Annotated in this window: 18 protein-coding genes; 13 read left to right on the top strand and 5 right to left on the bottom strand. The window is 73.5% G+C overall.

Translation table 11 applies throughout. The annotated features are described in order from the left end of the window. Positions 1-57 precede the first annotated feature (57 nt). The 7 genes from pelF (at position 58) to AB0912_RS27795 (ending at position 8,532) form a co-directional block, all read left to right on the top strand. A complete protein-coding gene (gene pelF, locus AB0912_RS27765) occupies positions 58-1,605 on the top strand; it encodes a GT4 family glycosyltransferase PelF (RefSeq protein ID WP_366704463.1) in 1,548 nt (515 codons plus the stop codon). Beyond that, the gene (locus AB0912_RS27770; RefSeq protein WP_366704465.1) at positions 1,602-2,972 is read left to right on the top strand and encodes a hypothetical protein; all 1,371 of its coding nucleotides are present in this window, start codon (positions 1,602-1,604) and stop codon (positions 2,970-2,972) included. The genes pelF and AB0912_RS27770 overlap by 4 nt, the downstream gene beginning before the upstream one ends. A 103-nt stretch (positions 2,973-3,075) precedes the next feature. After that, the gene (locus tag AB0912_RS27775) at positions 3,076-4,077 is read left to right on the top strand and encodes a GDP-mannose 4,6-dehydratase (protein WP_366704467.1); all 1,002 of its coding nucleotides are present in this window, start codon (positions 3,076-3,078) and stop codon (positions 4,075-4,077) included. A gap of 31 nt (positions 4,078-4,108) precedes the next feature. After that, a complete protein-coding gene (locus AB0912_RS27780; protein ID WP_366704469.1) occupies positions 4,109-4,822 on the top strand; it encodes a sugar phosphate nucleotidyltransferase in 714 nt (237 codons plus the stop codon). A gap of 7 nt (positions 4,823-4,829) precedes the next feature. Beyond that, on the top strand, positions 4,830-5,759 hold the full coding sequence (locus AB0912_RS27785) for an NAD(P)-dependent oxidoreductase (RefSeq protein WP_366704471.1): 930 nt from the start codon (positions 4,830-4,832) through the stop codon (positions 5,757-5,759). Next, positions 5,756-6,418, top strand: a complete 663-nt coding sequence (locus AB0912_RS27790; RefSeq protein ID WP_366704473.1) for a spherulation-specific family 4 protein — start codon at positions 5,756-5,758, stop codon at positions 6,416-6,418. The genes AB0912_RS27785 and AB0912_RS27790 overlap by 4 nt, the downstream gene beginning before the upstream one ends. 251 nt (positions 6,419-6,669) lie before the next feature. Further along, a complete protein-coding gene (locus AB0912_RS27795; protein WP_366704475.1) occupies positions 6,670-8,532 on the top strand; it encodes a M1 family aminopeptidase in 1,863 nt (620 codons plus the stop codon). Between the two features lie 124 nt (positions 8,533-8,656). Here the strand turns inward: AB0912_RS27795 and AB0912_RS27800 are convergent, their stop codons facing one another. Continuing rightward, positions 8,657-9,109 (bottom strand): MarR family transcriptional regulator, encoded by a 453-nt coding sequence (locus AB0912_RS27800; protein WP_366704513.1) that lies wholly within the window; start codon positions 9,107-9,109, stop codon positions 8,657-8,659. A gap of 173 nt (positions 9,110-9,282) precedes the next feature. Here AB0912_RS27800 and AB0912_RS27805 point away from each other — a divergent pair, with 173 nt between their 5' ends. Next, entirely contained in the window at positions 9,283-10,245 is a 963-nt protein-coding gene (locus AB0912_RS27805) for a zinc-binding alcohol dehydrogenase family protein (protein ID WP_366704477.1), read from the top strand. A 190-nt stretch (positions 10,246-10,435) separates the two neighbouring features. Continuing rightward, positions 10,436-11,407, top strand: a complete 972-nt coding sequence (locus AB0912_RS27810) for an alpha/beta hydrolase (RefSeq protein WP_366704479.1) — start codon at positions 10,436-10,438, stop codon at positions 11,405-11,407. A 91-nt stretch (positions 11,408-11,498) separates the two neighbouring features. Here AB0912_RS27810 and AB0912_RS27815 read toward each other — a convergent pair whose 3' ends face one another. Both AB0912_RS27815 and AB0912_RS27820 read right to left on the bottom strand, forming a co-directional pair. Then, the gene (locus tag AB0912_RS27815; protein ID WP_366704481.1) at positions 11,499-12,869 is read right to left on the bottom strand and encodes a VWA domain-containing protein; all 1,371 of its coding nucleotides are present in this window, start codon (positions 12,867-12,869) and stop codon (positions 11,499-11,501) included. Continuing rightward, positions 12,866-13,723 (bottom strand): MoxR family ATPase, encoded by an 858-nt coding sequence (locus AB0912_RS27820; protein ID WP_366704515.1) that lies wholly within the window; start codon positions 13,721-13,723, stop codon positions 12,866-12,868. Before AB0912_RS27820 ends, AB0912_RS27815 begins: the two co-directional genes overlap by 4 nt. Positions 13,724-13,997: 274 nt before the next feature. On the opposite strand from AB0912_RS27820, the gene AB0912_RS27825 reads away from it, so the two are divergent. From AB0912_RS27825 to AB0912_RS27835, 3 genes are all read left to right on the top strand, one after another. Next, complete coding sequence (locus AB0912_RS27825; protein WP_366704483.1) at positions 13,998-14,201, top strand: hypothetical protein; 204 nt, start codon at positions 13,998-14,000, stop codon at positions 14,199-14,201. Positions 14,202-14,757: 556 nt separating this feature from the next. Continuing rightward, complete coding sequence (locus tag AB0912_RS27830) at positions 14,758-15,777, top strand: LLM class flavin-dependent oxidoreductase (RefSeq protein ID WP_366704485.1); 1,020 nt, start codon at positions 14,758-14,760, stop codon at positions 15,775-15,777. 64 nt (positions 15,778-15,841) lie between these two features. Then, positions 15,842-17,344, top strand: a complete 1,503-nt coding sequence (locus AB0912_RS27835) for a metallophosphoesterase (protein ID WP_366704487.1) — start codon at positions 15,842-15,844, stop codon at positions 17,342-17,344. A 94-nt stretch (positions 17,345-17,438) separates the two neighbouring features. Here the strand turns inward: AB0912_RS27835 and sthA are convergent, their stop codons facing one another. Continuing rightward, positions 17,439-18,842, bottom strand: a complete 1,404-nt coding sequence (gene sthA, locus AB0912_RS27840) for a Si-specific NAD(P)(+) transhydrogenase (protein WP_366704489.1) — start codon at positions 18,840-18,842, stop codon at positions 17,439-17,441. Positions 18,843-19,017: 175 nt separating this feature from the next. Between sthA and AB0912_RS27845 the strand changes: the two genes are divergently transcribed. After that, on the top strand, positions 19,018-20,919 hold the full coding sequence (locus AB0912_RS27845) for an AMP-dependent synthetase/ligase (protein WP_366704491.1): 1,902 nt from the start codon (positions 19,018-19,020) through the stop codon (positions 20,917-20,919). A gap of 409 nt (positions 20,920-21,328) precedes the next feature. On the opposite strand, the gene AB0912_RS27850 is transcribed toward AB0912_RS27845, so the two are convergent. After that, entirely contained in the window at positions 21,329-21,979 is a 651-nt protein-coding gene (locus AB0912_RS27850; RefSeq protein WP_366704493.1) for a DUF6629 family protein, read from the bottom strand. Positions 21,980-21,995 lie beyond the last annotated feature (16 nt).

Consider the following 21,995-nt stretch of genomic DNA (forward strand, 5'->3'; position numbering starts at 1 on the left):
CACCCGCGCGGCCGGGACGGGCACGAACACCCCACACCTCGGCCGTGGAGCACATCGATGCACGTTTCCCGCGGCGCGCGTGATCCCAACGCGACGCGCGTCACCCTGCTCACCGAAGGCACCTACCCGCACAGTCACGGCGGCGTCAGCGTCTGGTGCGACCAGCTCGTCGGCGGAATGCCCGACGTGGATTTCGACGTCATCGCGGTGACCGGCACCGGCCGCGAGCCGGTCGTGTGGGACATCCCCGCGCACGTCGGCCACGTCGTGACCGCCCCCATGTGGGGGCCCGCGCCCGAGGGCAGGCCGCCCCGCGGCCGCCGCCGCAACCAACTCGCCGCCGCCTACGAGCAGTTCGTCACCGCGCTGCTCGACCCGTGCGCGGAGGAACGGTTCCCCGCCGCGCTGTACGCGCTGGCGCGGGCCGCGGCCGACGGGATGCTGAGTCCCTTCCTCCGCGGCGACCAGGCGATCCGCGTGCTGACCGGGGTGTGGAACCGGCCGGGCCTCGCCGTCCGGGAGGCCCGGCCGACCCTGCACGACGCGCTGACCGCGACCGCCCTGCTGGAGCACGCGCTGCGCCCGCTGACCGTACCGCTCCCCGAGCGCGGGGTGGCCCACGCGGTCAGCGGCGGCATCGCCGCGCTGCCGGGCCTCGCCGCCCTCGAACGGCACGGCGTGCCCCTGCTGTTGACCGAGCACGGCGTCTATCTGCGCGAGCGCTATCTCGGCTACCGCACCGGCCCGTACCGCTGGCCGGTGAAGGCCGTCGTCCTCGGCTTCTTCCGGCTGCTCGCGGAGGAGACGTACCGGCGCGCCGCCCTGATCACCCCCGGCAACCGGTACAACCGGCTGTGGGAGGAGCAGGGCGGTGCCGCCCCCGCGGCGATCCGCACGGTCTACAACGGTGTGGACCCGGCGGCGTTCCCGCCCGCCGGACCGGAGCCCGAGCGGCCGACGCTGTCCTGGGCCGGCCGGGTCGACCCGATCAAGGACCTGGAGACGCTGATCCGGGCGTTCGCCCTCGTCCGTGAGCGACTCCCGGACGCGCGGCTGCGGTTGTTCGGCGGCACGCCCCGGGGTGGCGAGGCCTACCGCGAGCGGTGCGAGGCGCTGGCGGCGGAGCTGGGACACGGCGCGGCCGTCACCTTCGAGGGCCGGGTCGAGGACATCAAGGACGCGTACGCGGCGGGCAACGTCGTGATGCTCTCCAGCATCAGCGAGGGCTTCCCGTTCACCCTGATCGAGGCCATGTCGTGCGGGCGGGCGACCGTCTCCACGGATGTGGGCGGGGTGCGCGAGGCCGTCGGCGACAGCGGTCTCGTCGTACCGCCGCGCGACCCGGCCGCCATGGCAGCCGCCGCCCTGGAACTGCTCGGAGATCCCGGGCGCCGGCGTTCGATGGGCGAGGCGGCCCGGCTGCGGGTGATCGAGCAGTTCACGCTGCGGCAGACCGTGGACACCTTCCGGTCCGTCTACCGGGAACTGTCCGCGCCCGGCCCGGCCGGCCGGTACGTCCCGGAGGTCACCGAGCCGGCCGCCGCCCCGCTCGCCGCCGCGGACGCCGGGGTGGCGGCGCCGAGACCGAGGAGCCTGGCCGGATGAGCGGACCGATGGCCCTCGAACCCGGCGGCGCGCGGGACACCCTGTCCTTACGGGTCGGCGCCGGGCCCTCCGCCCCGCGCGGGCCGGCGCACGGCACCCGCCGGGACGCGGTCGACCGGCTCGCGGCCGAACTCGCCGACGGCATCGGACCGGCCGTGCACCCCTACGAGGTGGCCGCGTTGCTGGAGTCGGAGGGGCTGACCGGCGAGGTCATCCAGGAGCGGTACGGGCACCCGAACCTGTTCTCGCTCGCCGCCGCCCTGTACGAGCGGGTGCCGCGCACGTTCCCGGAGCCCGCGCGGCCCGCCGACCCGTGGCGCCCCGACCATGTGCGCTGCGCGCTGCGCGGGGCGCTGTTCGCCCTGCCGGGGCTGGCCTATCTGCTCACCGGACGGCTGTGGCACGCGGGCCGGGACCTGGACGTCCTGGTGGTGGCGGGCCTGGTCTCCTGGGCCTGGGGCCAGGCGCTCGGCCACCGGGCCCACCTGCGGATGGCCACCGGCCGGCGCGAGGCGGGCCGCACCCTGCTCAAGGGGGCGCCGCTCGGCGCGCTCGCCGCGACCGGGGCCGGCTCGCTGGTCGCCGGGTCCGGCACGGCGGTCGCGGTGGCGGCGGCGCAGTCCGGGTTTCTCGCGGCGGCCGGTGTGCTGCTGGTGCTGGGCGGGGAGCGGCTGCTGCTGGCCGCGCTCTCCCCGCTCGTCGCCGGTGCCGCCGTCCTGCCCTGGTGGGAGCCGGGAGACGCGCTGCGGCTGGCGCTGCCGCTGCTGTCCCTGCTCGGCGCGGTCGCCGCGGCGGGCTGGGCGCTGCGGACCGTCCTGGGCGGAGCCCCTTCCCCTGGGAGTGCCCGTCCCGCTCTCCTGCGCTCCCTGCCGTACGGCCTGTTCGGGCTGTCCGCCGGGGTCCTGGTGCTGCTGGAGGGGAGGCAGCACCCGTACGCCGTGGTCGTGCTGACGGTCAGCATGGGACCGGCGGAGTGGCTGCTGTACCGGTATCGCGGGATGTCGGTGGCGGCGCTGCGGGCGACCGCCACGCCGGGCGGGTTCCTGCTGCGCACGGCGGGCATCCTCGGACTCTGCCTGCTGCTGTACGTCCTGCCGCTGCTGCCCGCCGCACTGCTCACCGGGGCGCGGCCGGCGCCGCTCATGCTGCTCGCGGCCACCCTGTGGACCGCGCTGCTGCTCCAGGCCTTCGGGGTGGCCTGGCCGCCGGCCGCGGTCTGTCTCGCGACGGCCGCGTGTGCCGCCTGGCTCGGCGCGCTGCGTTCCCCGCCGGCCGCGCTGCCGCTCTCCCTTCTCTGCGGCGCCGCCGCCCTGTGTCTGGCGGCCTGTGCCGTACGGCTGCTGGGGCGGCCCGCGCCACACGCCTGACCACCTCCCGCCCGGCGCCCCGACCCCGGCGTCCCGGGCCCGCCGCCCGCGCACCGGGCACACCGACCCATCGCACGAGCAACCGACCGGAAGGACCCACGAGTTGACCTCCGCACCGCTCGCCGCCGTCACCGGAGCCGAGGGTTTCATCGGCTCCCACCTCACCGAGGCGCTGGTCGCCTCGGGGCACCGGGTGAGGGCGATGGCCCAGTACAACTCCTTCTCCTCGTACGGCTGGCTGGAGACCCTGAGCCCCGACGTCCTGGAGCACGTCGAGATCGTCCTCGGCGACGTCCGCGACCCGGGCTCGGTCCGGGGGCTCGCCGAGGGCGCGGACTGCGTCTACCACCTGGCCGCGCTGATCGCGATCCCGTACTCCTACCAGGCGCCGCACAGTTACGTGGACACCAACGTGACCGGCACCCTCAACGTGCTGGAGGCGGTCCGCGCCCTCGGCACGCCCCGGCTGGTGCACACCTCCACCAGCGAGACCTACGGCACCGCCCGGACCGTGCCGATCACCGAGGACCACCCCATCAACACGCAGTCCCCGTACGCCGCTTCGAAGGCGGGCGGGGACCGGCTCGCGGACAGCTACCACGCGAGTTTCGGCACCCCGGTGGTCACCCTGCGGCCGTTCAACACCTTCGGACCGCGGCAGTCGATGCGCGCGGTCATCCCGACCGTGATCGGCCAGGTGGCCGCGGGCGAACGCACCATCACCCTCGGCGACCTGCGCCCCACCCGGGACTTCACGTTCGTGCGGGACACCGCGCAGGCCTTCCTCGCGGTGGGCACCGCGCCCGCCGAGCGCGTCGTGGGCCGCACCTTCAACGCCGGTACGGGCGGCGAGATCTCGGTCGGTGACCTGGTCGCGCTGATCGGCAAGGTGATGGACACCGCCCTCGACGTCCGCGAGGACGCCCGGCGCATCCGGCCGGCCAACTCGGAGGTGATGCGGCTGGTCGCGGACGCGAGCCGGCTCACCGAGGCGACCGGCTGGAGCCCCGCCCACCAGCTCGACCAAGGGCTCGCCCACACCGTGGAGTTCTTCCGCGATCCGGCGAACCTCGCCCGCTACAAGACCGGCATCTACAACATCTGACCCGTCCGGCACGACACGAAGGAGGAGCCCCGTGCACGCAGTGATTCTCGCGGGAGGCAAGGGCGTTCGGCTGCGGCCCTACACGACAGCGCTGCCCAAGCCGCTCGTGCCCATCGGAGACCAGCACGCGATCCTGGAGATCGTGCTGCGCCAGCTCGCCACGGCCGGGTTCACCGGCTGCACCATCGCGATAGGCCATCTCGGCGAGATCATCCGCGCCTACGTCGGTGACGGCTCCCAGTGGGGCCTGGCCGTCGACTACGCCACGGAGGAGTCCCCGCTCGGCACCATGGGCCCGCTGCTCACCATGCGCGAGCGGCTGCCCGAGTCGTTCCTCGTGATGAACGGCGACGTGCTCACCGACCTCGACTTCGCCGACGTCCTCGTCCGGCACCGGGGTTCGGGGGCGCCGCTGACCATCGCCACGTACGCGCGCAAGGTGCACATCGACTTCGGTGTGCTGACCACCGCCGACAGCAAGGTGGTGGCGTTCACGGAGAAGCCGAGCATGGACTACCGCGTCTCGATGGGCGTGTACGGTCTGTCCCGGTCCACGCTCGACGGCTACACCCCGGGGCTGCCGCTGGGCTTCGACGAGCTGGTCCTCGACCTGCTGCGGAGCCGGAACGAGCCGCACGCCTACGAGTTCGACGGGTACTGGCTCGACATCGGCCGCCCGGACGACTACGACCGGGCGAACGCCGAGTTCACCACCCGCAAGTCGATGCTGCTCAAGGGAGCCTGACCGCCGTATGCGCATTCTCGTCCTGGGCCCCACCGGCTATCTGGGCGGCCATGTCGCCGGACACCTGCGCGCCCTGCCGGGCGTGCGGGTGTTCGGCGCCGGCCGTTCGCCCGGCGCGGAGTTCCGCGTCGACCTCGCCACCGACGGCCACGAGCGGCTGGCGACGGCGCTGGCCGAGGCGGCACCCGACGCCGTGATCAACTGTGCCGGATCGACCGGCGGTGACCCCGTGACCCTCGCGGAGGTCAACTCCCGTGGTCCCGCCGTGCTCTGCGCGGCGCTGCGCGAGGCGGTGCCGTCCGCCCGGCTCGTCCATCTGGGGTCGGCCGCCGAGTACGGCCCCGGTGCGCGCGGGAGCGCCGTCACGGAGTCGGCGCCGACCCGTCCCGTCGGCCCCTATGGGGCCACCAAGCTCGCCGGTACGGTCACCGTCGCCACGTCCGGGCTCGACGCGGTCGTGCTGCGGGTGGGCAACCCGGTGGGGCCCGGCGCGCCTTCGGCCGGACTGCCCGGCCGGATCGCGGGGCTGCTGCGGGCGGCCGGCGCGGACCGGGACGCGGTGATCCGCCTGGGTGACCTGTCGGCGTACCGCGACTTCGTGGACGTACGCGATGTGGCGCGGGCGGCGGTGGCCGCCGCGAAGGCGCCCGGGCCGCTGCCCCGGATCCTCAACATCGGTGCGGGCAGGGCCGTTCCGGTGCGCGAGGTGGTGGACGGGCTGGCCCGGGCGGCCGGGTTCCGGGGGCGGATCGAGGAGAGCGGCGGCGGCTCCGAGCGGTCGGGCGCGGTGTCCTGGCAGTGCTCCGACATCACCGCCGCCGGTGAATCCCTGGGCTGGCGGCCGACGTTGACCCTCGACGACTCGCTGACCGCGCTGTGGGAGGCCGTGTCGACGGCCGCCGCGGCCGGGCAGTTCGAAGGCGAACCGGTGCGATGAGCCTGCTGATCCCGCTGTATGTGCATCCGAGCGAGGACCCGGGCGCCTGGCACCGGCTGATCACCCGCGCCGGCCGGACGTACGGTGTCGTCGTCAATCCGGCCGACGGGCCCGGCGCGGTCCCCGATCCGGCGTTCACGGCCGCGACCGGCGCGCTGCGGGCGGCGGGTGCCCGGCTGCTCGGCTATGTCGACACCGACTACGGGGCGCGCGATCCGGACGAGGTGGCGGACGAGGTCCTGCGGCACCGCGACTGGTACGGCGCCGAGGGCTGTTTCCTGGACCGGGTGGCGGCCACGCCCGAGGCGCTGCCCGTCTTCAAGCGGCTGGTGCGGAGCGTGCGCGGGCTGGGCGCCGCTCCGGTGGTGCTGAATCCGGGGGTGCATCCCGCGCCGGGATACGCGCGCCTCGCGGATCTGCTCGTCACGTTCGAGGGCCACTGGTCCACGTACGTCTCGGCGTTCACCCGGCCGGAGTGGACGGCACGGTATCCGTCCGAGCGGTTCTGCCATCTCGTCTACGGCGTGCCCGAGGCGCTGGTCCCGCTCGCCGTGCGCACCGCCCGCGACCGGGGAGCTGCGGTCGCGGGCCCGGTCACGGGCGAACTCCCCAATCCCTGGGCCCGGTTGACTCCGGCGCTGAGCGAGCCGGAGTCCTGAACTCCGGGCGGGCCCGTGCCGCCGCGCGTTTCACCGAACCGCCTCCTTTCCCTCCCTTTGATGGCATGTCTTGGTCAAATCTGCCACGCTTCCGGGAGCCCGCCGTCCTGACCCCAGGCCGACGGGACGGACATCTCACCAAGCGATCGCGCGCACCCGCGCGCGGCCCGCGGCCGTCCACCCGACGCACCCCAGTCGTCGCGGGCGGCCACCGAGCAGGCCGGAATCCGGCCGCCTCAAAGGAGTTTCGTGTGAGACCAACCCCCCGCAAGGCCATCGCGGCACGCGTCCTCGCCGTCGCCGCCCTGGCCGCCGCCTTCCTCCCCAGTACGCCCGTGGCGGCCGCCCCGCACACGGCACCGGCGGCGGCAGCCGCCTGCACCCCGGCCCAGGTGGTCGCCAACGGCGGCTTCGAGAGCGGCACTTCACCCTGGACGCAGTCCTCGTCCAGCGTGATCACCAGCCGCTCCGGGCAGACCGCGCACGGCGGCGGCAGCTTCGCCTGGCTCGACGGCACCGGCGGCACCCGCACCGACACGCTCTCGCAGAGCGTGACGATCCCGGCCGGGTGCAGCAGCGCCAGCCTGACCTTCTGGCTGCACATCGACACGGCCGAGACCACCTCGTCCACCGCGTACGACAAGCTCACCGCCAAGATCGGCAGCACCACGCTGGCCACGTACTCCAACCTCAACAAGGCCTCCGGGTACGCCCAGAAGTCGTTCGACGTGTCGGCGTTCGCCGGGCAGACGGTGACCGTCGCCTTCACCGGCACCGAGGACTCCAGTCTCCAGACCAGCTTCGTCCTGGACGACATCGCCCTTAACACCTCGGGTGACACGGCTCCGCCGGCCGACGGAACCCGCACCCCGGCGGCCCCCGCGTACACGGTCAGCCTGAGCAGCAACACCGCCGGCACCGTCTGGACCGGTCACGAGAGCGCGACCTTCACCAACGCCTCCGCCACCGCGCTCGGCGAGGTGTACCTGAGGCTGTGGGACAACTACCACGGCACGTGCTCGGCGCCGCCGATCACCGTCAGCAACGTCACCGGGGGCACCGCGGGCGCCCTGTCGGTCGCCTGCACCGCCCTCAAGATCACGCTGGCCTCGCCGCTGGCCCAGGGGCAGAGCACCACGATCGGCTTCGACCTGGGGATCACCGTGCCGAGCGGCGCCGACCGCTTCGGCTACGACGGCGCGTTCAGCTTCATCGGCAACGCGCTGCCGGTGCTCGCGGTGAAGGACGCGGCGGGCTGGCACCTGGACCCGTACACCAACAACGGCGAGTCCTTCTACTCGCTGGCCGCCGACTTCAAGGTCACCCTGGACCACCCGACGAGCCTGCTCGTCCCGGCCACCGGCACCTCGGTCGACACCCCCGGCTCCAGCGGCCGTACCGTCACCACGGCGACCGCGTCCAAGGTGCGCGACTTCGCCTGGGCGGCGGGCCCGTTCAGCAAGATCTCCGGCACCTCCCCGGCCGGCACGACCGTGAACGTCTACTCCGTGTCGGGCATCAGCTCCGCCAACGCCCAGTCGATGCTGACCACGGCCAAGTCCGCCGTGGACGCCCATGCCGCGCGCTTCGGGGCCTACCCGTACGGCGAGCTGGACGCGGTGATCGACAACAACTTCTGGTTCGGCGGCATGGAGTACCCCGGGTTCGTCCTCGACCTGGTGAGCACCACGGCGCTGACGCACGAGATCGCCCACCAGTGGTTCTACGGGATCGTCGGCGACGACGAGTACAACAACCCCTGGCTGGACGAGTCGTTCACGGACTACGCGACCGACCTCGCGCAGAACAAGACCGGGGCGAACTGCTGGAACAGCGTGTCCTGGGCCTCATCGGCGGAGAAGATCACCAACTCGATGGCGTACTGGGACGCGCACTCCTCCCGCTACTCCACCGTCGTCTACGGCTACGGCAAGTGCGCCCTGCACGACCTGCGGCGCGTACTCGGTGACACCGCCATGGCCAAGCTCCTGAAGGACTACGCCACATCGCACTGGTACGGCGTGTCGACCACTGCCGAGTTCAAGGCGGCGGCGCAGGCCGCCACGACCACGGATCTGACGTCCTTCTGGACGACTCACCGCATCGAGGGCTGACCAGAGGATCGGTGCCCTGCTTCACGCCGGTCCGTCGCGGTGCCGCCTCCGGGCGTCGCCGGGGCGGGCCGGCGTTCGTCTCAACCCGCCCTGACATTCGTCTCAACTAGCCCCGGCGTTCGCCTCAACCCGCCCCGGCGACCGGGGTGTTGCCCAGGATCTTCCCGGCCAGGGCGGTGAGCCGGGCGCGCTCGGCGGCGGTGAGCGACGCCGTGAGAGCGGCGACCTCGCGGTCCATCTCGGCGGTGCAGCGGGCCGTGAGTTCCCGGCCCGCCTCCGTCAGTCCGACCAGGACGGCGCGGCCGTCGTCGGGTGACGGGGTCCGCCGGACCAGACCGCGCTTCTCCGCGCGGGAGACCAGTCCGGTCATCGAGGACTTGTCCAGGCCGAGGCTCCGGGCGAGTTCGAGCATGCCGGGCCGGCGGTCGCGCAGGATGCCGAGCAGCCGGACCTGGATCAGCGAGAGGTCGTGCTCGGCTGCCATGCGCGCGAGCACGCCCTGCACCAGGAACGACAACTGGACCAGGGCGTCCACGGCGTCCCGCCGCTCCTCGGTCTCCGCGCGCCCCTCGGCCATCCGGCCCTCCTCGGTCCCGTCGAACGTCATCCCGCTCCCGCCGGCCGCTCCCGGCGGGCCGGTGCCCCGGACCACCCGACTTGGTACGCGACCCAAACTACCTTGACGTGGTACGCGCCACAAACTACTGTCGAAGTAGTACGTGACACAAACCAACTGGCGAAAGGCCTCCCATGCGCGCCGCAGTCGTCCACTCGTTCGACACCCCGCCCCGCTTCGACGTCGTCGGCACCCCCGAGCCCCACGGGGAGCACGAGGTGCTGGTCGACGTCCTCGCGGCCGGGCTCCACCCCCGCGTCCGCTCCGCCGCCGACGGCTCCCACTACACCTCCGACGGTGTCCTGCCCCTCGTCCCGGGCGTGGACGGCGTCGGCCGTACGGCGGAGGGGGAGCTGCTCTACTTCGTCGCCGCGGACGGCGCGCCCGGCACCATGGCCGAGCGGGCCGTCGTCGACCGCCGCCGCTCCATCACCCTGCCGGACGGCACCGACCCGGTCGCCGTGGCCGCCGCGATGAACCCCGCCATGTCGTCCTGGGTCGCCCTGCGCCGCCGCGTCGCCCTCCAGCCGGGCGCCGGCGTGCTGGTGCTGGGCGCGACCGGCAACGCCGGACAGCTCGCCGTCCAGATCGCCCGGCACCTCGGCGCGGGCCGGGTCGTCGCCGCCGGACGCGACGGCGAGCGGCTCGGCCTGGTGTCCCGCCTCGGCGCGGACGAGACGGTCTCCCTGGTGGGCGAGCCCAAGGAGGTCGCCGACCGGCTCGCCGCCGGCGCCGCCGACGTGGACGTCGTCATCGACTACCTGTGGGGACCGGCCGCCGAACAGGCCATGCCCGCCCTCCTGACCGCCCGCGCGGAGCGCGGCAGGACGCTGAGCTGGATCCAGATCGGCTCCATGGCCGGCGCGGAGATCAGTCTGCCGTCCTTCCTGCTGCGCGCCGCCGACCTGCGGATCATGGGCAGCGGCCAGGGCTCGGTCACCACCGCCGGGATCGTCGCCGAACTCCCCTCGCTCGCCGCGGAGATCGCGTCCGGCAGCTTCGCCGTCGACCCGCTCGTCCTGCCCCTCTCCGAGGTCGAGCGCGCCTGGAGCACCCCGACCGCCCCCGGGCAGCGCATCGTGCTGGCGCCGCGCTGACGGCCACCGACGCCCTCGCCGCGCGGGGAGGACACCGGGGGGCGCTCAGAGGACACCGGGGCGCGCATGGGCGGCGGGGCGCATGGGCGGCGGCTTCGGGGGCAGGTTCCGCCACGCGGCGGCTCCCGGTCCGGGGGCGGGGCGCCGATCATGGTCGAACGAGCCGCCGGGCTCGGCGCGAGGAGACGTCATGCTGCTGGTACCGCCCCCCTTCGACCCCGAACTGGCCGCCGCTCTCGCCGCGGTCGGCCCGTCGACGCCGTCCGGGCTGAGCCTGGAGGACGTCGCCGCCCTGCGCGCCGGTCCCGAGCCGGCGGTTTCCGCGTACGACCTCACGCAGGACGGCGCCTTCGTGACCACGGACCGGACGGCGCCGGGGCCCGAAGGCGCTCCCGACGTCTCGCTGTTCGTGATCACCCCCGCCGAGCCGCCGCGGGACGGGCCGCGTCCCGTGATCTACCACGTCCACGGCGGCGGCATGATCCTCGGCAACAACCGGGCGGGGGTGGAGATCGTCCTGGAGTGGGCGAAGGAGCTGGACGCTGTCGTGGTGTCCGTGGAGTACCGGCTCGCGCCCGAGCATCCGTACCCGGCGGGCGTGGAGGACGTCTACGCCGGGCTGCTGTGGACGGCCGGGCACGCGGCGGAGTTCGGCGGGGACCCGGAGCGGATCGTCGTCGCGGGCGCCAGCGCGGGCGGCGGCCTGACCGCGGCCCTCGCCCTGCTCACCCGGGACCGCGGGGGCCCGCGGCCGGTCGGCCAGGTGCTGATGTACCCGATGCTCGACGACCGCAACGACACCCCGTCCGCGCACCAGATGGCGGGCGTCGGCGCCTGGGACCGTACCGCCAACGAGACCGCCTGGACCGCCGTGCTGGGCGACGCGCGCGGCGGACCCGACGTCCCCGCCTACGCGGCGCCCGCCCGCGCCACCGACCTCTCCGGGCTGCCCCCCGCCTTCCTCGACGTCGGGTCGGCGGAGACCTTCCGGGACGAGGTGGTCGACTACGCGTCCCGGATCTGGCAGGCCGGCGGGGTCGCCGAACTGCACGTGTGGCCCGGCGGCTTCCACGGCTTCGACTCCTTCGCCCCGCACACCGCGCTCTCCCGCACCGCACGGGCCGCCCGCGTCACCTGGCTGCGCAGACTCCTCGCCCCCTGAGCGCCGGTTGCCGGACACCGGCCCCCCGAGCACCGCTCCGCTGTACGCGCGGCGGTTCGGTCCGGACGCGCGGCGGAAGGGCCCGGGCGGGTCAGACGGGCAGGAGACGGCCGATCAGCGCGCTGAGCTGCCGGGCGTTGCGGCACTCGTGCATCTCCACGAGTTCGGCGTAGAGCGGGGCCACGGAGTCGCCCGTGCCCCACTGCGAACGCGCCTCGGGGTTCAGCCAGTAGACGCGGCGGGCCTGGCGGGTGAGCCGCCGGACGGCGGGCAGGTTCGGGTCGCTGTTGTTGGTCCGGGCGTCGCCGAGCACGAAGACGGTGGTCCGGGGACCGACCGCGCCCGGGTAGCGCTCGACGAACTCGCCGAACGGAACCCCGTAGTCGCTGCTGCCGTGCCAGCCGGTGAGCGTGGCCTCGGCGCCGATACGGGCGCTCAGTCCGTCCGGGTCGGCGGCGCCGCGCACGAGGAGCCCGGTGACCTCGTCGATCCGGTTGACGAAGGCGAACACCCGCACCTTGCTGAACTGGTCGTGCAGCGCTTGGACCAGCAGCATCGTGAAGTCGGAGAACCCCGAGACCGAGCCCGACACATCGCACAGCAGCACCAGTTCGGGCCGCACGGGACGGCGTCCGCGCAGCACGGGACGCATCGGTACCCCGCCCGTCGACAGCGAGCCGCGCAGGGTCCGCCGCAGGTCGATGGTGCCGCGCCGGGCCCGGCGGCGGCGGGCGGCGAGCCGGGTGGCGAGTTTGCGCGCGAGCGGCTGGACGACCCGGCGCAGTTCGGCGAGCCGGTCCCGGCCCGCGAACAGGAAGTCGACACGGTCGGCGGTGGTGGCCACCGCCCGCCGGGCGATCTCGTCCCGGTCGCGCCGCTCGGCGACCCGGCGCCGCGCCTCCGTCGCCACGAGCCGGCGGAACGCCTCGACGCGCCCCCTGATCTCGTCCTCCAGCAGCCGGTCGGTGAACCCCGGCGCGCCGCCCCGCGCCCGGACCGTGTCGCGCACCCGGGCCATCAGCGTCTGCGGGCGGAGCCGGTCGAGTGTCTGGTACGACGACCAGCCGTCCGTGGCCGTCGAACCGCCGTAACCGCCGAAGCCGTCGACGGCCTCCGCCGCGAGGCGTGCCATGAGCGCCCGGTCGTCGGCGGCCAGCGCGGCGGCGAGCCGGTCGCGCAGGTCGTCCCGGTCGGCGGGACCGGTGCCGTCGGGCGCCCCGACGACCCGGGGGAAGTACACGTCGAAGACGGGGTCGAACACCGTCCGCTGGCCCGGGTTGTGCAGCAGCGTGGCCGCGAGGCCCTCGCGCAGCAGGCCGCGGTCGCCGAGGCCGAGCGCCTCGACCGCCCGCGCGGCGTCCACGGTCTCGCCGGTGCCGATCCGCACGCCGTGCGAGCGCAGCGCGCCGACCAGTCCGGTCAGCCGTTCCGCGACCCCGGAGGCCGGATCGGCGGCGTTCACACCGCGCCCAGGTCGAGCTTGGCCGACGCCTTCAGTACGTCCTCCTGGTGCTTGAGAAGCACGCCGAGGCTGTCGCGTACGACGTCCTCGTCCAGGGTGTCGGCGCCGAGCGCGAGCAGCGTGCGGGCCCAGTCGATGGTCTCGGCCACGGACGGGACCTTGCGCAGGTCCATCTCCCGCAGCGCGCCCACGACCCGGACCACCGATTCCGTCAGCGCCTGGTCGAGGCCCGGCACCTTGAGGCGGACGATACGGCGCTCCAACTCCTCGTCGGGGAAGCCGATGTGGAGGAACAGGCAGCGGCGGCGCAGCGCCTCGGACAGTTCGCGGCTCGCGTTCGAGGTGAGCACCACAAAGGGGCGGCTGGTCGCGGTGATCGTGCCCAGTTCCGGGACGGTGACCTGGAAGTCGCTGAGGACTTCGAGGAGCAGGCCCTCGACCTCGACGTCGGCCTTGTCCGTCTCGTCGATCAGCAGGACCTTGGGGTCGTCGCCGCGGATGGCGGTCAGCAGGGGGCGCGGGAGCAGGAACTCCTCGCTGAAGACGTCCGTCCGTGTCTCGTCCCAGCTCTCGTCCCGCCCGGCGCTGATGCGCAGCAACTGCTTGGCGTGGTTCCACTCGTACAGCGCCCGGGACTCGTCCACTCCCTCGTAGCACTGGAGGCGCACCAGCCGGGCCCCGGCCACCTCGGCGACGGCCTTGGCGAGTTCCGTCTTGCCGACCCCGGCGGGGCCCTCCACGAGGAGCGGCTTGCCGAGGCGGTCGGCGAGGAAGACGGTCGTGGCGACGGCGGGCGAGGCGAGATAGCCGGTCTCGGCCAGGCGTGCGGAGACGTCGTCGACGGATGTGAACAGCAACGGTGCCTCCAGCGCGCGGACTCGCTCGGATGCACTATCTAAGCGCTTGTTCAGGCTTCCTGTCACGTGTCTTTTCCGTGTGCCGGCACCCATGGCTCCCGTGTGCGCGGGCTCTTCGCCCGGGGCCGGACGGCGGTGACGATTCGAGCAGGGTCGAAAGGTGTGGCGTCCCGGTGGGCCCGTGTGCCATCAAGGAGCCAGGGCCGCGGCGGCTCGACCCGAGGCGAACGGCGCCGAGGGGCGCCGGACCCGTCGTACGGGGAGATTCGGTATGCGTGTGCGCAAGCGTGGGATCGCCGCGGTGTTCGTCGCCGTGGCCGCCCTCACCGCCGTCGGTCCGCGGGCCGTCGCGGTGCCGATGCCCTGGGAGACGAGCCGGGTCCCGGCCGTCGCCCCGCACGGGGACCGGCCCGCGGCGGGCGTCAACGGGGCGGGCGGTGTGGCGCCGTTGTGCGGTAACCCTTGCTACCAGTAGGGGGTTGCCCGTGCTACCAGTAGGGGGCTGCCCGTGTACCAGTAGGGGGTTGCCCGTAGCGGCGTGAAGCCCCCGCTGCGGATCGCGGCCCGAAGTCCCGTCGCCGGGAGCGGCCCGAACCTCGACCGCCGGGAGCGGCGCGGGCCTCGGCCGCCGGGAGCAGCGCGTACTTCGGCCGCCGGGAGCGGCGCGTGTCGAGCCGCCCGCGATCACCCCGCCTCCGTCCGTCCGGCGGAGGCGGGACAGGCCGGCGCAGCGGTCTGGCCCGTCACCACGGGGGGAGTGACGGGCCAGACCCTGCGTCCACGGTCCCACGCCCGACGCGTCCCGCGCAGTCCCTTCGGCAAGTCCCCTACGGCGGGTCCCTACGGCAAGTCCGCCACGGGAGGCCGCGGCGTCCGTCCCGCGACTCCGTGAGCCGCCCGGCGTCCGTCCCGCGACTCCGTGAGCTGCCCGGCCCCGCACCGGCCCTGCTCGCGGCCCCCGGTGATCGCCTGCGACAATCGGCGTCAGCGCTGATGTCCGGCAGACCGTGCCGCGAACGTTGGAGGAGCCCGTGCCCCTGCCCTCACGTCCCCTGCGGAAGCTGGGCTTCCTGACCATCGGGCTGTTCGACGGGGACGATCCCGGCCGGGGCCACGAGTCGACGCTGGAGATCATCGAACTGGGCGAGCGGCTCGGCTTCGACAGCGCCTGGCTGCGCCACCGTCACCTCCAGTACGGCATCTCCTCGCCGGTCGCCGTCCTTGCGGCGGCCTCGCAGCGCACCCGCCGCATCGAGCTGGGGACGGCGGTCACGCCGGTGGGCTGGGAGAACCCGATGCGGCTGGCCGAGGACCTGGCGACCGTCGACATCCTGTCCGGGGGCCGCCTCAACCCGGGCGTCAGCGTCGGCCCGCCCATGCACTACGAGCAGGTGAAGGACGCGCTGTACCCGGACACGGCCGACGCCGAGGACTTCGGGTACGGGCGGGTGGAACGGCTGCTCGACTTCGTGCGGGGCAAGCCGGCCACCGACTTCAGCGGGGTGGAGGGCTTCGAGGTGTTCTCCGACCGGGTGCAGCCGCACTCCCCCGGCCTGGGGCGGCGCATGTGGTACGGCGGGGGCAGTCTGCGGTCCGCGCGGTGGGCGGGCGAGCACGGGATGAACTTCCTGACCAGCAGCGTGGTGAAGGCGGAGGAGTCCGAGGACTTCGCCGAGGTGCAGCTCTCGCATGTGCGCGCCTTCCGCTCCGCGCACCCGGACGGCGAGCGGGCCCGGGTCTCGCAGGGCCTGGTCGTGATCCCCACGGACAGCGCGACCCCGGCGCAGCGGGCGACGTACGAGGAGTACGCCCGCAAGCGGCTGCCGCGCACGGCGACGCCGCAGGGACCGGCCCGCATGATGTTCGCGCCGGACCTGGTCGGGACGTCCGACGAGATCGCCGAACGGCTCTACGCGCAGGCCGCGTTCCAGGAGATCGACGAGGTCGCGTTCGCGCTGCCGTTCACCTTCGCCCACGAGGACTACGTGCAGATCCTCACCGACATCGCCACCCGGCTGGGCCCCGCGCTCGGCTGGCAGCCCGCAGCCTGAGCAGGGAGCGGACCGATCCGACCCCTGCTCCGGTGCGCGGCAGAGCGGTTGTTACCGTGCACCGGTGGCTCACTCTTCACGCGACACCGCGGCAGGCGCCGGCTGGGGGGACTCCCGACTCGGCACGTACAAAGGGCTGATGCCCGCGCGGGTGGAGAAGCTGTCCTGGCTGGACCCGAGGACGCTGTGGCCCGCCCGGAACGGCGTTCTCGCCTCGTGGTTCGGGGACCCCACGGGCCGGACCCGGAGCCGCTGGGTCGAACAGGCGGTGGCCGCGGGAGCGCCCGCCGACGCCGTGGTGCGCCGCACGGACTCCGACCACTTCTCGTTCATGGTCATCGGGGACACCGGGGAGGGCGACGACCCCCAATACGCCGTCGTGCCGGGCTTCCTGAAGGTGAGTCAGGGCACCGACTTCGCGGTGCTCGCCAGTGACGTGATCTACCCGGTGGGCAGCGCCGACGACTACGGCACGAAGTTCTTCCGCCCCTACCGGGACTACCCGGCGCCCATCTACGCGATACCGGGCAACCACGACTGGTACGAGGGCCTTCAGGGCTTCATGCGGGTGTTCTGCGGGGTGCCGCCGCTCGCACCCGAGCCGCGGCCCCGCCCGCTGACCCGCGCCTGGTTCCGCTCCCTGCTCTGGCACGCGCCCGGCCCGACGGACGAGCAACGTCTCGCCGAGGCACGGGAGTTGCGCTCCGCGCCGTCCCAACAGGCCGTCCAGCCGGGCCCGTACTGGGCCATCGACGCCGGCCCGGTGCGGATCATCGGCATCGACACGGGCCTGCTCGGCACCATCGACGCCGAACAGGGGCGCTGGCTGCGCGAGGTGTCGCGGGGCGACCGGCCCAAGATCCTGGTGACCGGGTCCCCGCTGTACGTGGACGGGGAGCACCACCCGTGCGCCATCGAGGGCGGCGGCACGGTGGACGCCGTCGTGCGCGACCCGGCGCACCACTACGTCGCGGCGATCGGCGGCGACATCCACAACTACCAGCGGTATCCGGTACGGGTCGACGGCGGGCGCACGATCCAGTACGTCGTCGCCGGTGGCGGCGGCGCGTTCATGCACGCCACGCACACCGTCCCGCCGGTCTCCGTCGCCGGTGTCACCGAGGAGGAGTTCCGCTGCTATCCGCTGCGCGGCGACTCGCTGGCCTTCTACAGCCGGCTGTACGGCCGCCGGCTGCGGATGCGCCGCTTCTTCACGCTGACGGAGGCCGAGGCGACGGCGGTGATCGCGGAGCGGCTCGGCATTCCGCCCACCCGTACGCAGAAGGAGCCCGCCCGCGTAACCCGGCGCGTCCGGCTGGTCGCCGGTCTCCTCGGCGCCGGCCGCCGCACCGACCGGGGTTCGCATGTCCGGCTGCCGGTGCGCAAGACGTACACGCAACTTTTCTCGCCGGGCTCGGCGACGTACAGTCCGCCGTTCTTCAAGTGCTTCCTGCGGCTGGACGTCACCCCGTCCTCGGTGCGTCTGCGCTGCCACTCGGCGACCGGCGGCCTCGACCAGGAGATCGATCCGCCGGTCGAGGACGAGGTGACGATCCCGCTGGTCTGACGCCCGGCCGTCCGGCCCGGCACTCCTCCGAGCCTCCCGGACCGCTCGGTCGTGGCCGCCATCGGCCCCGGCCGCGAACGGCAGTGACGGAGCGTCAGTCCCGGAGCCGGTCGATCTGGCGGATCTTGTTGGTGGCGTCGAGTGCGGCGACCTTGTAGGACTCGGCGAGCGTGGGGTAGTTGAAGACCGCGTCGACCAGATAGTCGACCGTGCCGCCGCAGCCCATCACGGACTGGCCGATGTGGATGAGTTCGGTCGCGCCGGTGCCGAAGCAGTGGACGCCGAGCAGCTTGCGGTCGTCGGGCGAGACCAGCAGCTTCAGCATGCCGTGCGAGTCCCCGATGATCTGCCCGCGGGCCAGCTCCCGGTACCGGGACACGCCCACCTCGAAGGGCACGCGGTCCTCGGTGAGCTGGTCCTCGGTGCGGCCGATGAAGCTGATCTCCGGAATGGTGTAGATGCCGATCGGCTGGAGGTCGTGCATCCGGTTCACCGGCTCACCGCAGGCGTGGTAGGCCGCCGTCCGGCCCTGCTCCATCGAGGTCGCCGCGAGCGCCGGGAAGCCGATGACGTCCCCGACGGCGTAGATGTGCGGGACCTCGGTGCGGTAGGACTCGTCGACGGTGATCCGGCCGCGCCGGTCGGCCGACAAACCCGCCTTGTCCAGGGCGAGTTCGTCGGTGAGTCCCTGCCGGCCCGCCGAGTACATCACGGCGTCTGCGGGGATCTTCTTGCCGCTCTCCAGGACGGTGAGGGTGCCCCGCGCGTGCAGTTCGACGGCGGCGACGGTCTCCCCGAACCGGAAGGTGACGGCGAGATCCCGCAGGTGGTACTTGAGCGACTCGATCACCTCGACATCGCAGAAGTCGAGCATCCCGGAGCGCTTCTCGACCACCGTGACCTTGGAGCCGAGGGCGGCGAACATGCTCGCGTACTCCATGCCGATCACCCCGGCGCCGACGATGACCATGGAGCGCGGCACCTGCTCCAGGTTCAGCACGTTGTCCGAGTCCATGATCGTCCGGCCGTCGAACTCGACGGAGTCGGGCCGCGCCGGACGCGTACCGGTGGCGATGACGATGTGGTCGGCGCTCAACAGCCTTTCGTTGCCGTTCACTTCGACCAGGGCGACGGTGTGGTCGTCCACGAAGCGGCCGGTGCCGGCGAACAGGGCCACGTGGTTGCGGGAGAGCTGGCTGCGGATGACGTCGACCTCGCGGCTGACCACGTGCTGGGTGCGCGCGGTGAGGTCGGCGACGGTGATGTCCTCCTTCAGCCGGTAGCTCTGGCCGTACAGATCCCGCTGGCCGATGCCGCTGAGGTAGAGGACCGCCTCGCGCAGGGTCTTGGAGGGGATGGTTCCGGTGTGGATGGAGACCCCGCCGACCATGTCGGGGCGGTCGATGACGGCGACCCGACGGCCGAGCTTGGCCGCCGCGATGGCAGCCTTCTGGCCGCCCGGGCCGGATCCGATGACAAGCATGTCGAAGTCGGGCACCTCCGGAGTCTGTCAGCCCCGGGCCCTTCCTCGAAAGGGCGAACGGCCAACAGTTCAAGGGAACATGGCTGCCGGAACGGGGCCCGGCCGTCGCCCGGGTGGGCTAGATTCGGGAGCCCTCGACATCGGCGCCTCCGGGGGTGAGGTCCTGTCGGGGAGAACTCCGGAGCGGCGAATGCACCAGTCCCACCTTTCTCCAGCGCCGGCCGCACCCGTGCCGGGGGGACTCGCCGACAGCCTCTACGCCGCGGCGCGCGACACCCCGGATCTTCCGCAGGTCGCCCGGCGGGCCGAGGACGGCCGGACCGGCTGGACGCGGGTGACGGCGGCCGAGCTGTGGGACGAAGTCGTCGCCGTGGCACGGGGGTTCGTCCGTTCCGGCATCCGGCCCGGGGACCGGGTGGCCATCATGTCCCGCACCCGCTACGAGTGGACGGTCCTCGCCTACGCCCTGTGGTCGGTGGGCGCCGAGATCGTGCCGGTCTACCCGACGTCGTCGCACGACCAGGTCGCCTGGATCCTCCAGGACGCGCACTGCGTCGGCGTGGTGGTCGAGGACGAGGCGGGGGTGATGACGGTCGGCTCCGCGTGCGCGGCGCTGCCCTTCCTGCGTCACGTCTGGCAGGTGGACGCCGGGGCGCTCCGCCAACTGGCCGAGCGCGGACGGGCTATACCGCCGACGGCCGTCGACTCGCTGCGCAGGATCGTGCTGCCCGACTCCACCGCGGTGATCGCCTACACCTCCGGCACGACCGGACCGCCCAAGGGCTGCGCTCTCACCCACCGCGGTCTCGCGAGCCCCTGCGACACCGCGCTCGAAGGGTGGCGGCACACCGCGGCGCCGCCCGGGGAGCAGCCGGCCGTCCTCGCCTTCCTGCCGTTCTCGCACGCGTACGGCCTGATGGTCCAGGGGATCTGTCTGCGCGGCGGCATCCTCATGGGGCACGAGCCCGAACTGCGGGAGGAGGCGCTGTCCGAGGCGATGCTGTCCTTCCGGCCGACCTATCTGTACGCCGTCCCGTTCGTCTTCGAGAAGATCTACAAGAACTTCCTCCGGGCGTCCGGGCGGGCCGGTCGCGGAGCCCTGTTCGAGCGGGCGGCGCGCACGGCGCGGGACTTCGCGCTGGCCGAGGAACGCCTGCGGCTGGGCACCGGCCCCGGCCCCGGCCTCGATCTGAAGCTCCAGCACTCGCTCTACGAGCGGACGGTCTACCGGCGGCTGCGCGGCACCCTCGGCGGCCGGGTGTGCGGCGCGGCGTCGGGCGGCTCCCCGCTCAACCGTGAACTCGCCCTGTTCTTCGCGGGTATCGGGATCCTCGTGCACGACGGATACGGGCTCACCGAGACCGGCGGCGGGATCACCGCCCAGCCGGTGGGACGCGAGAAGTTCGGCACGGTCGGGCGCGCGCACCCGGGCACCCGGATCCGGGTGGACGACGACGGCGAGATCCTCGTCTCGGGGCCCTCCGTGTTCCAGGGCTACGTGGGCGATCCCGAGGCGACGCGGGCCGCCTTCCGCGACGGCTGGCTGGCGACCGGGGACGTCGGCCGGATCGACGCCGAGGGCTATGTGACGATCACCGGCCGCAAGAAGGACATCATCATCACCAGCGGCGGCAAGAGCGTGGCCCCGGCCGCCCTGGAGGAGAGGCTGCGGGCCCATCCGCTCATCCACCAGGCGGCCGTCGTGGGCGACAACCGCCCCTGTGTGGGCGCCCTCATCACGCTGGACCCCGAGTTCGTGACGCACTGGCGCGCGTCCCGGGCCGGCCGGGAGACCACGGCCCGGGACGCGCGGGAGGAGAACGAACTGCGGGAGGAGGTCAGACGCGCGGTCGCCGCGGCCAACACCTCGGTCTCCCGCTCCGAGTCGATCCGGGTCTTCCGTGTCCTGCCCGAGCCGTTCGACCTGGCCAACGGGCTGCTGACGCCTTCGCTGAAACTGCGCCGGGACGCGATCGCCGAGCGGTACGCGGCCGAGATCGAGGCGATGTATCAGACGTCGTCGCGGATTCCACGGGAGTTCGCGCTCACCGAGCCGTCGGTCTGGGAGGAGTCGGACGACGTCTTCCGGTGAAAGGGCCGGGCCGCGCTGCGACCCGGGGTGTAGGTGCCTCCCAGGAGGGACTTCAGTGGCGTGACCCGGCTCCTGGTCGCCGGCTGCTGGGCGCTGTTCATGCGTCCACTGTGCGCCGGGGCGGCCGGCCCGACCAGGCCCCTCCTGAACGGAGGACCACCGGTCCTGGTACCGACTCCACCACCGTGACCGGGAATAGCCCGGCGCACCGTGACCGCGAACAGCCCGACGCGCGTCCGGCGGCCCCGGCCCACCACGGGGGCGGCACGGCCGGCCGGCCGGTCCCAGCGTGTCACATCCCGCGCGAGCGGGGCGGGTTGAGCAGCGGAGGCCCGCGTGCTGCGGGAGCGGGGACGGCCTGCGGGCGCGAGAGCGGGCAGCCCGCACACCCCCGGTACGAAGGGCGGGGTCAGCCCGCTCCCCCGGTGCGGACCGGCGTGCGCCGGTCGGCGGGTTTCCGGGAGACGATCCAGCCGAGCAGGGCGAGCGAGCCGACCGCCGCGAACGCGCACCACGTGGAGACGAACTCCAGCTCCCACAGGGCCCAGCAGATCACCGCTCCCCCTCCCATGAGCACGCCGATCAGCACCAGGCCGCGGTCGCCGGACAGCAGCAGCGCACCGACCGTGGCGAACAGATAGCCCGCGATGGCGAGTTCGGGCTGGGCGAGGTGGACGGAGTACCCGACGGTGTGGCCGCGGATCTCGGCCGTGACGGGGTGGGCGACGAGAGCGTAGGCGAGGGCCGCGGCGGTGGCGGCACCGGACGCCAGCGGGAGCAGCAGACGGCGGCGGGCCCGGAGCGGTGCCGCGCACAGCACTCCGGCCGGCACGTACAGGGCGAGCAGGGGCAGCGCGATCACCGCCCAGGCGACGGTGGCCGGTCCCGTACCGCCGCCCGCGTCCCAGACCCGGGACTCGACGATCTGGTGGGCGCCGAGCAGCACCGGCAGCGCGGCGAGCGGAAGGTCCGCCCGGCGGCGCACACGGCTCACACAGACCGCCCCGACGGCGGCGATCCCCGCACCGGCCACCAGATCCGCCGTCGCACTCCAGCACATCGCCGCCACCCCTGGG

It is taken from the genome of Streptomyces sp. NPDC007084, from assembly GCF_040703595.1.
In the GTDB taxonomy this organism is placed as follows: Bacteria; Actinomycetota; Actinomycetes; order Streptomycetales; family Streptomycetaceae; genus Streptomyces.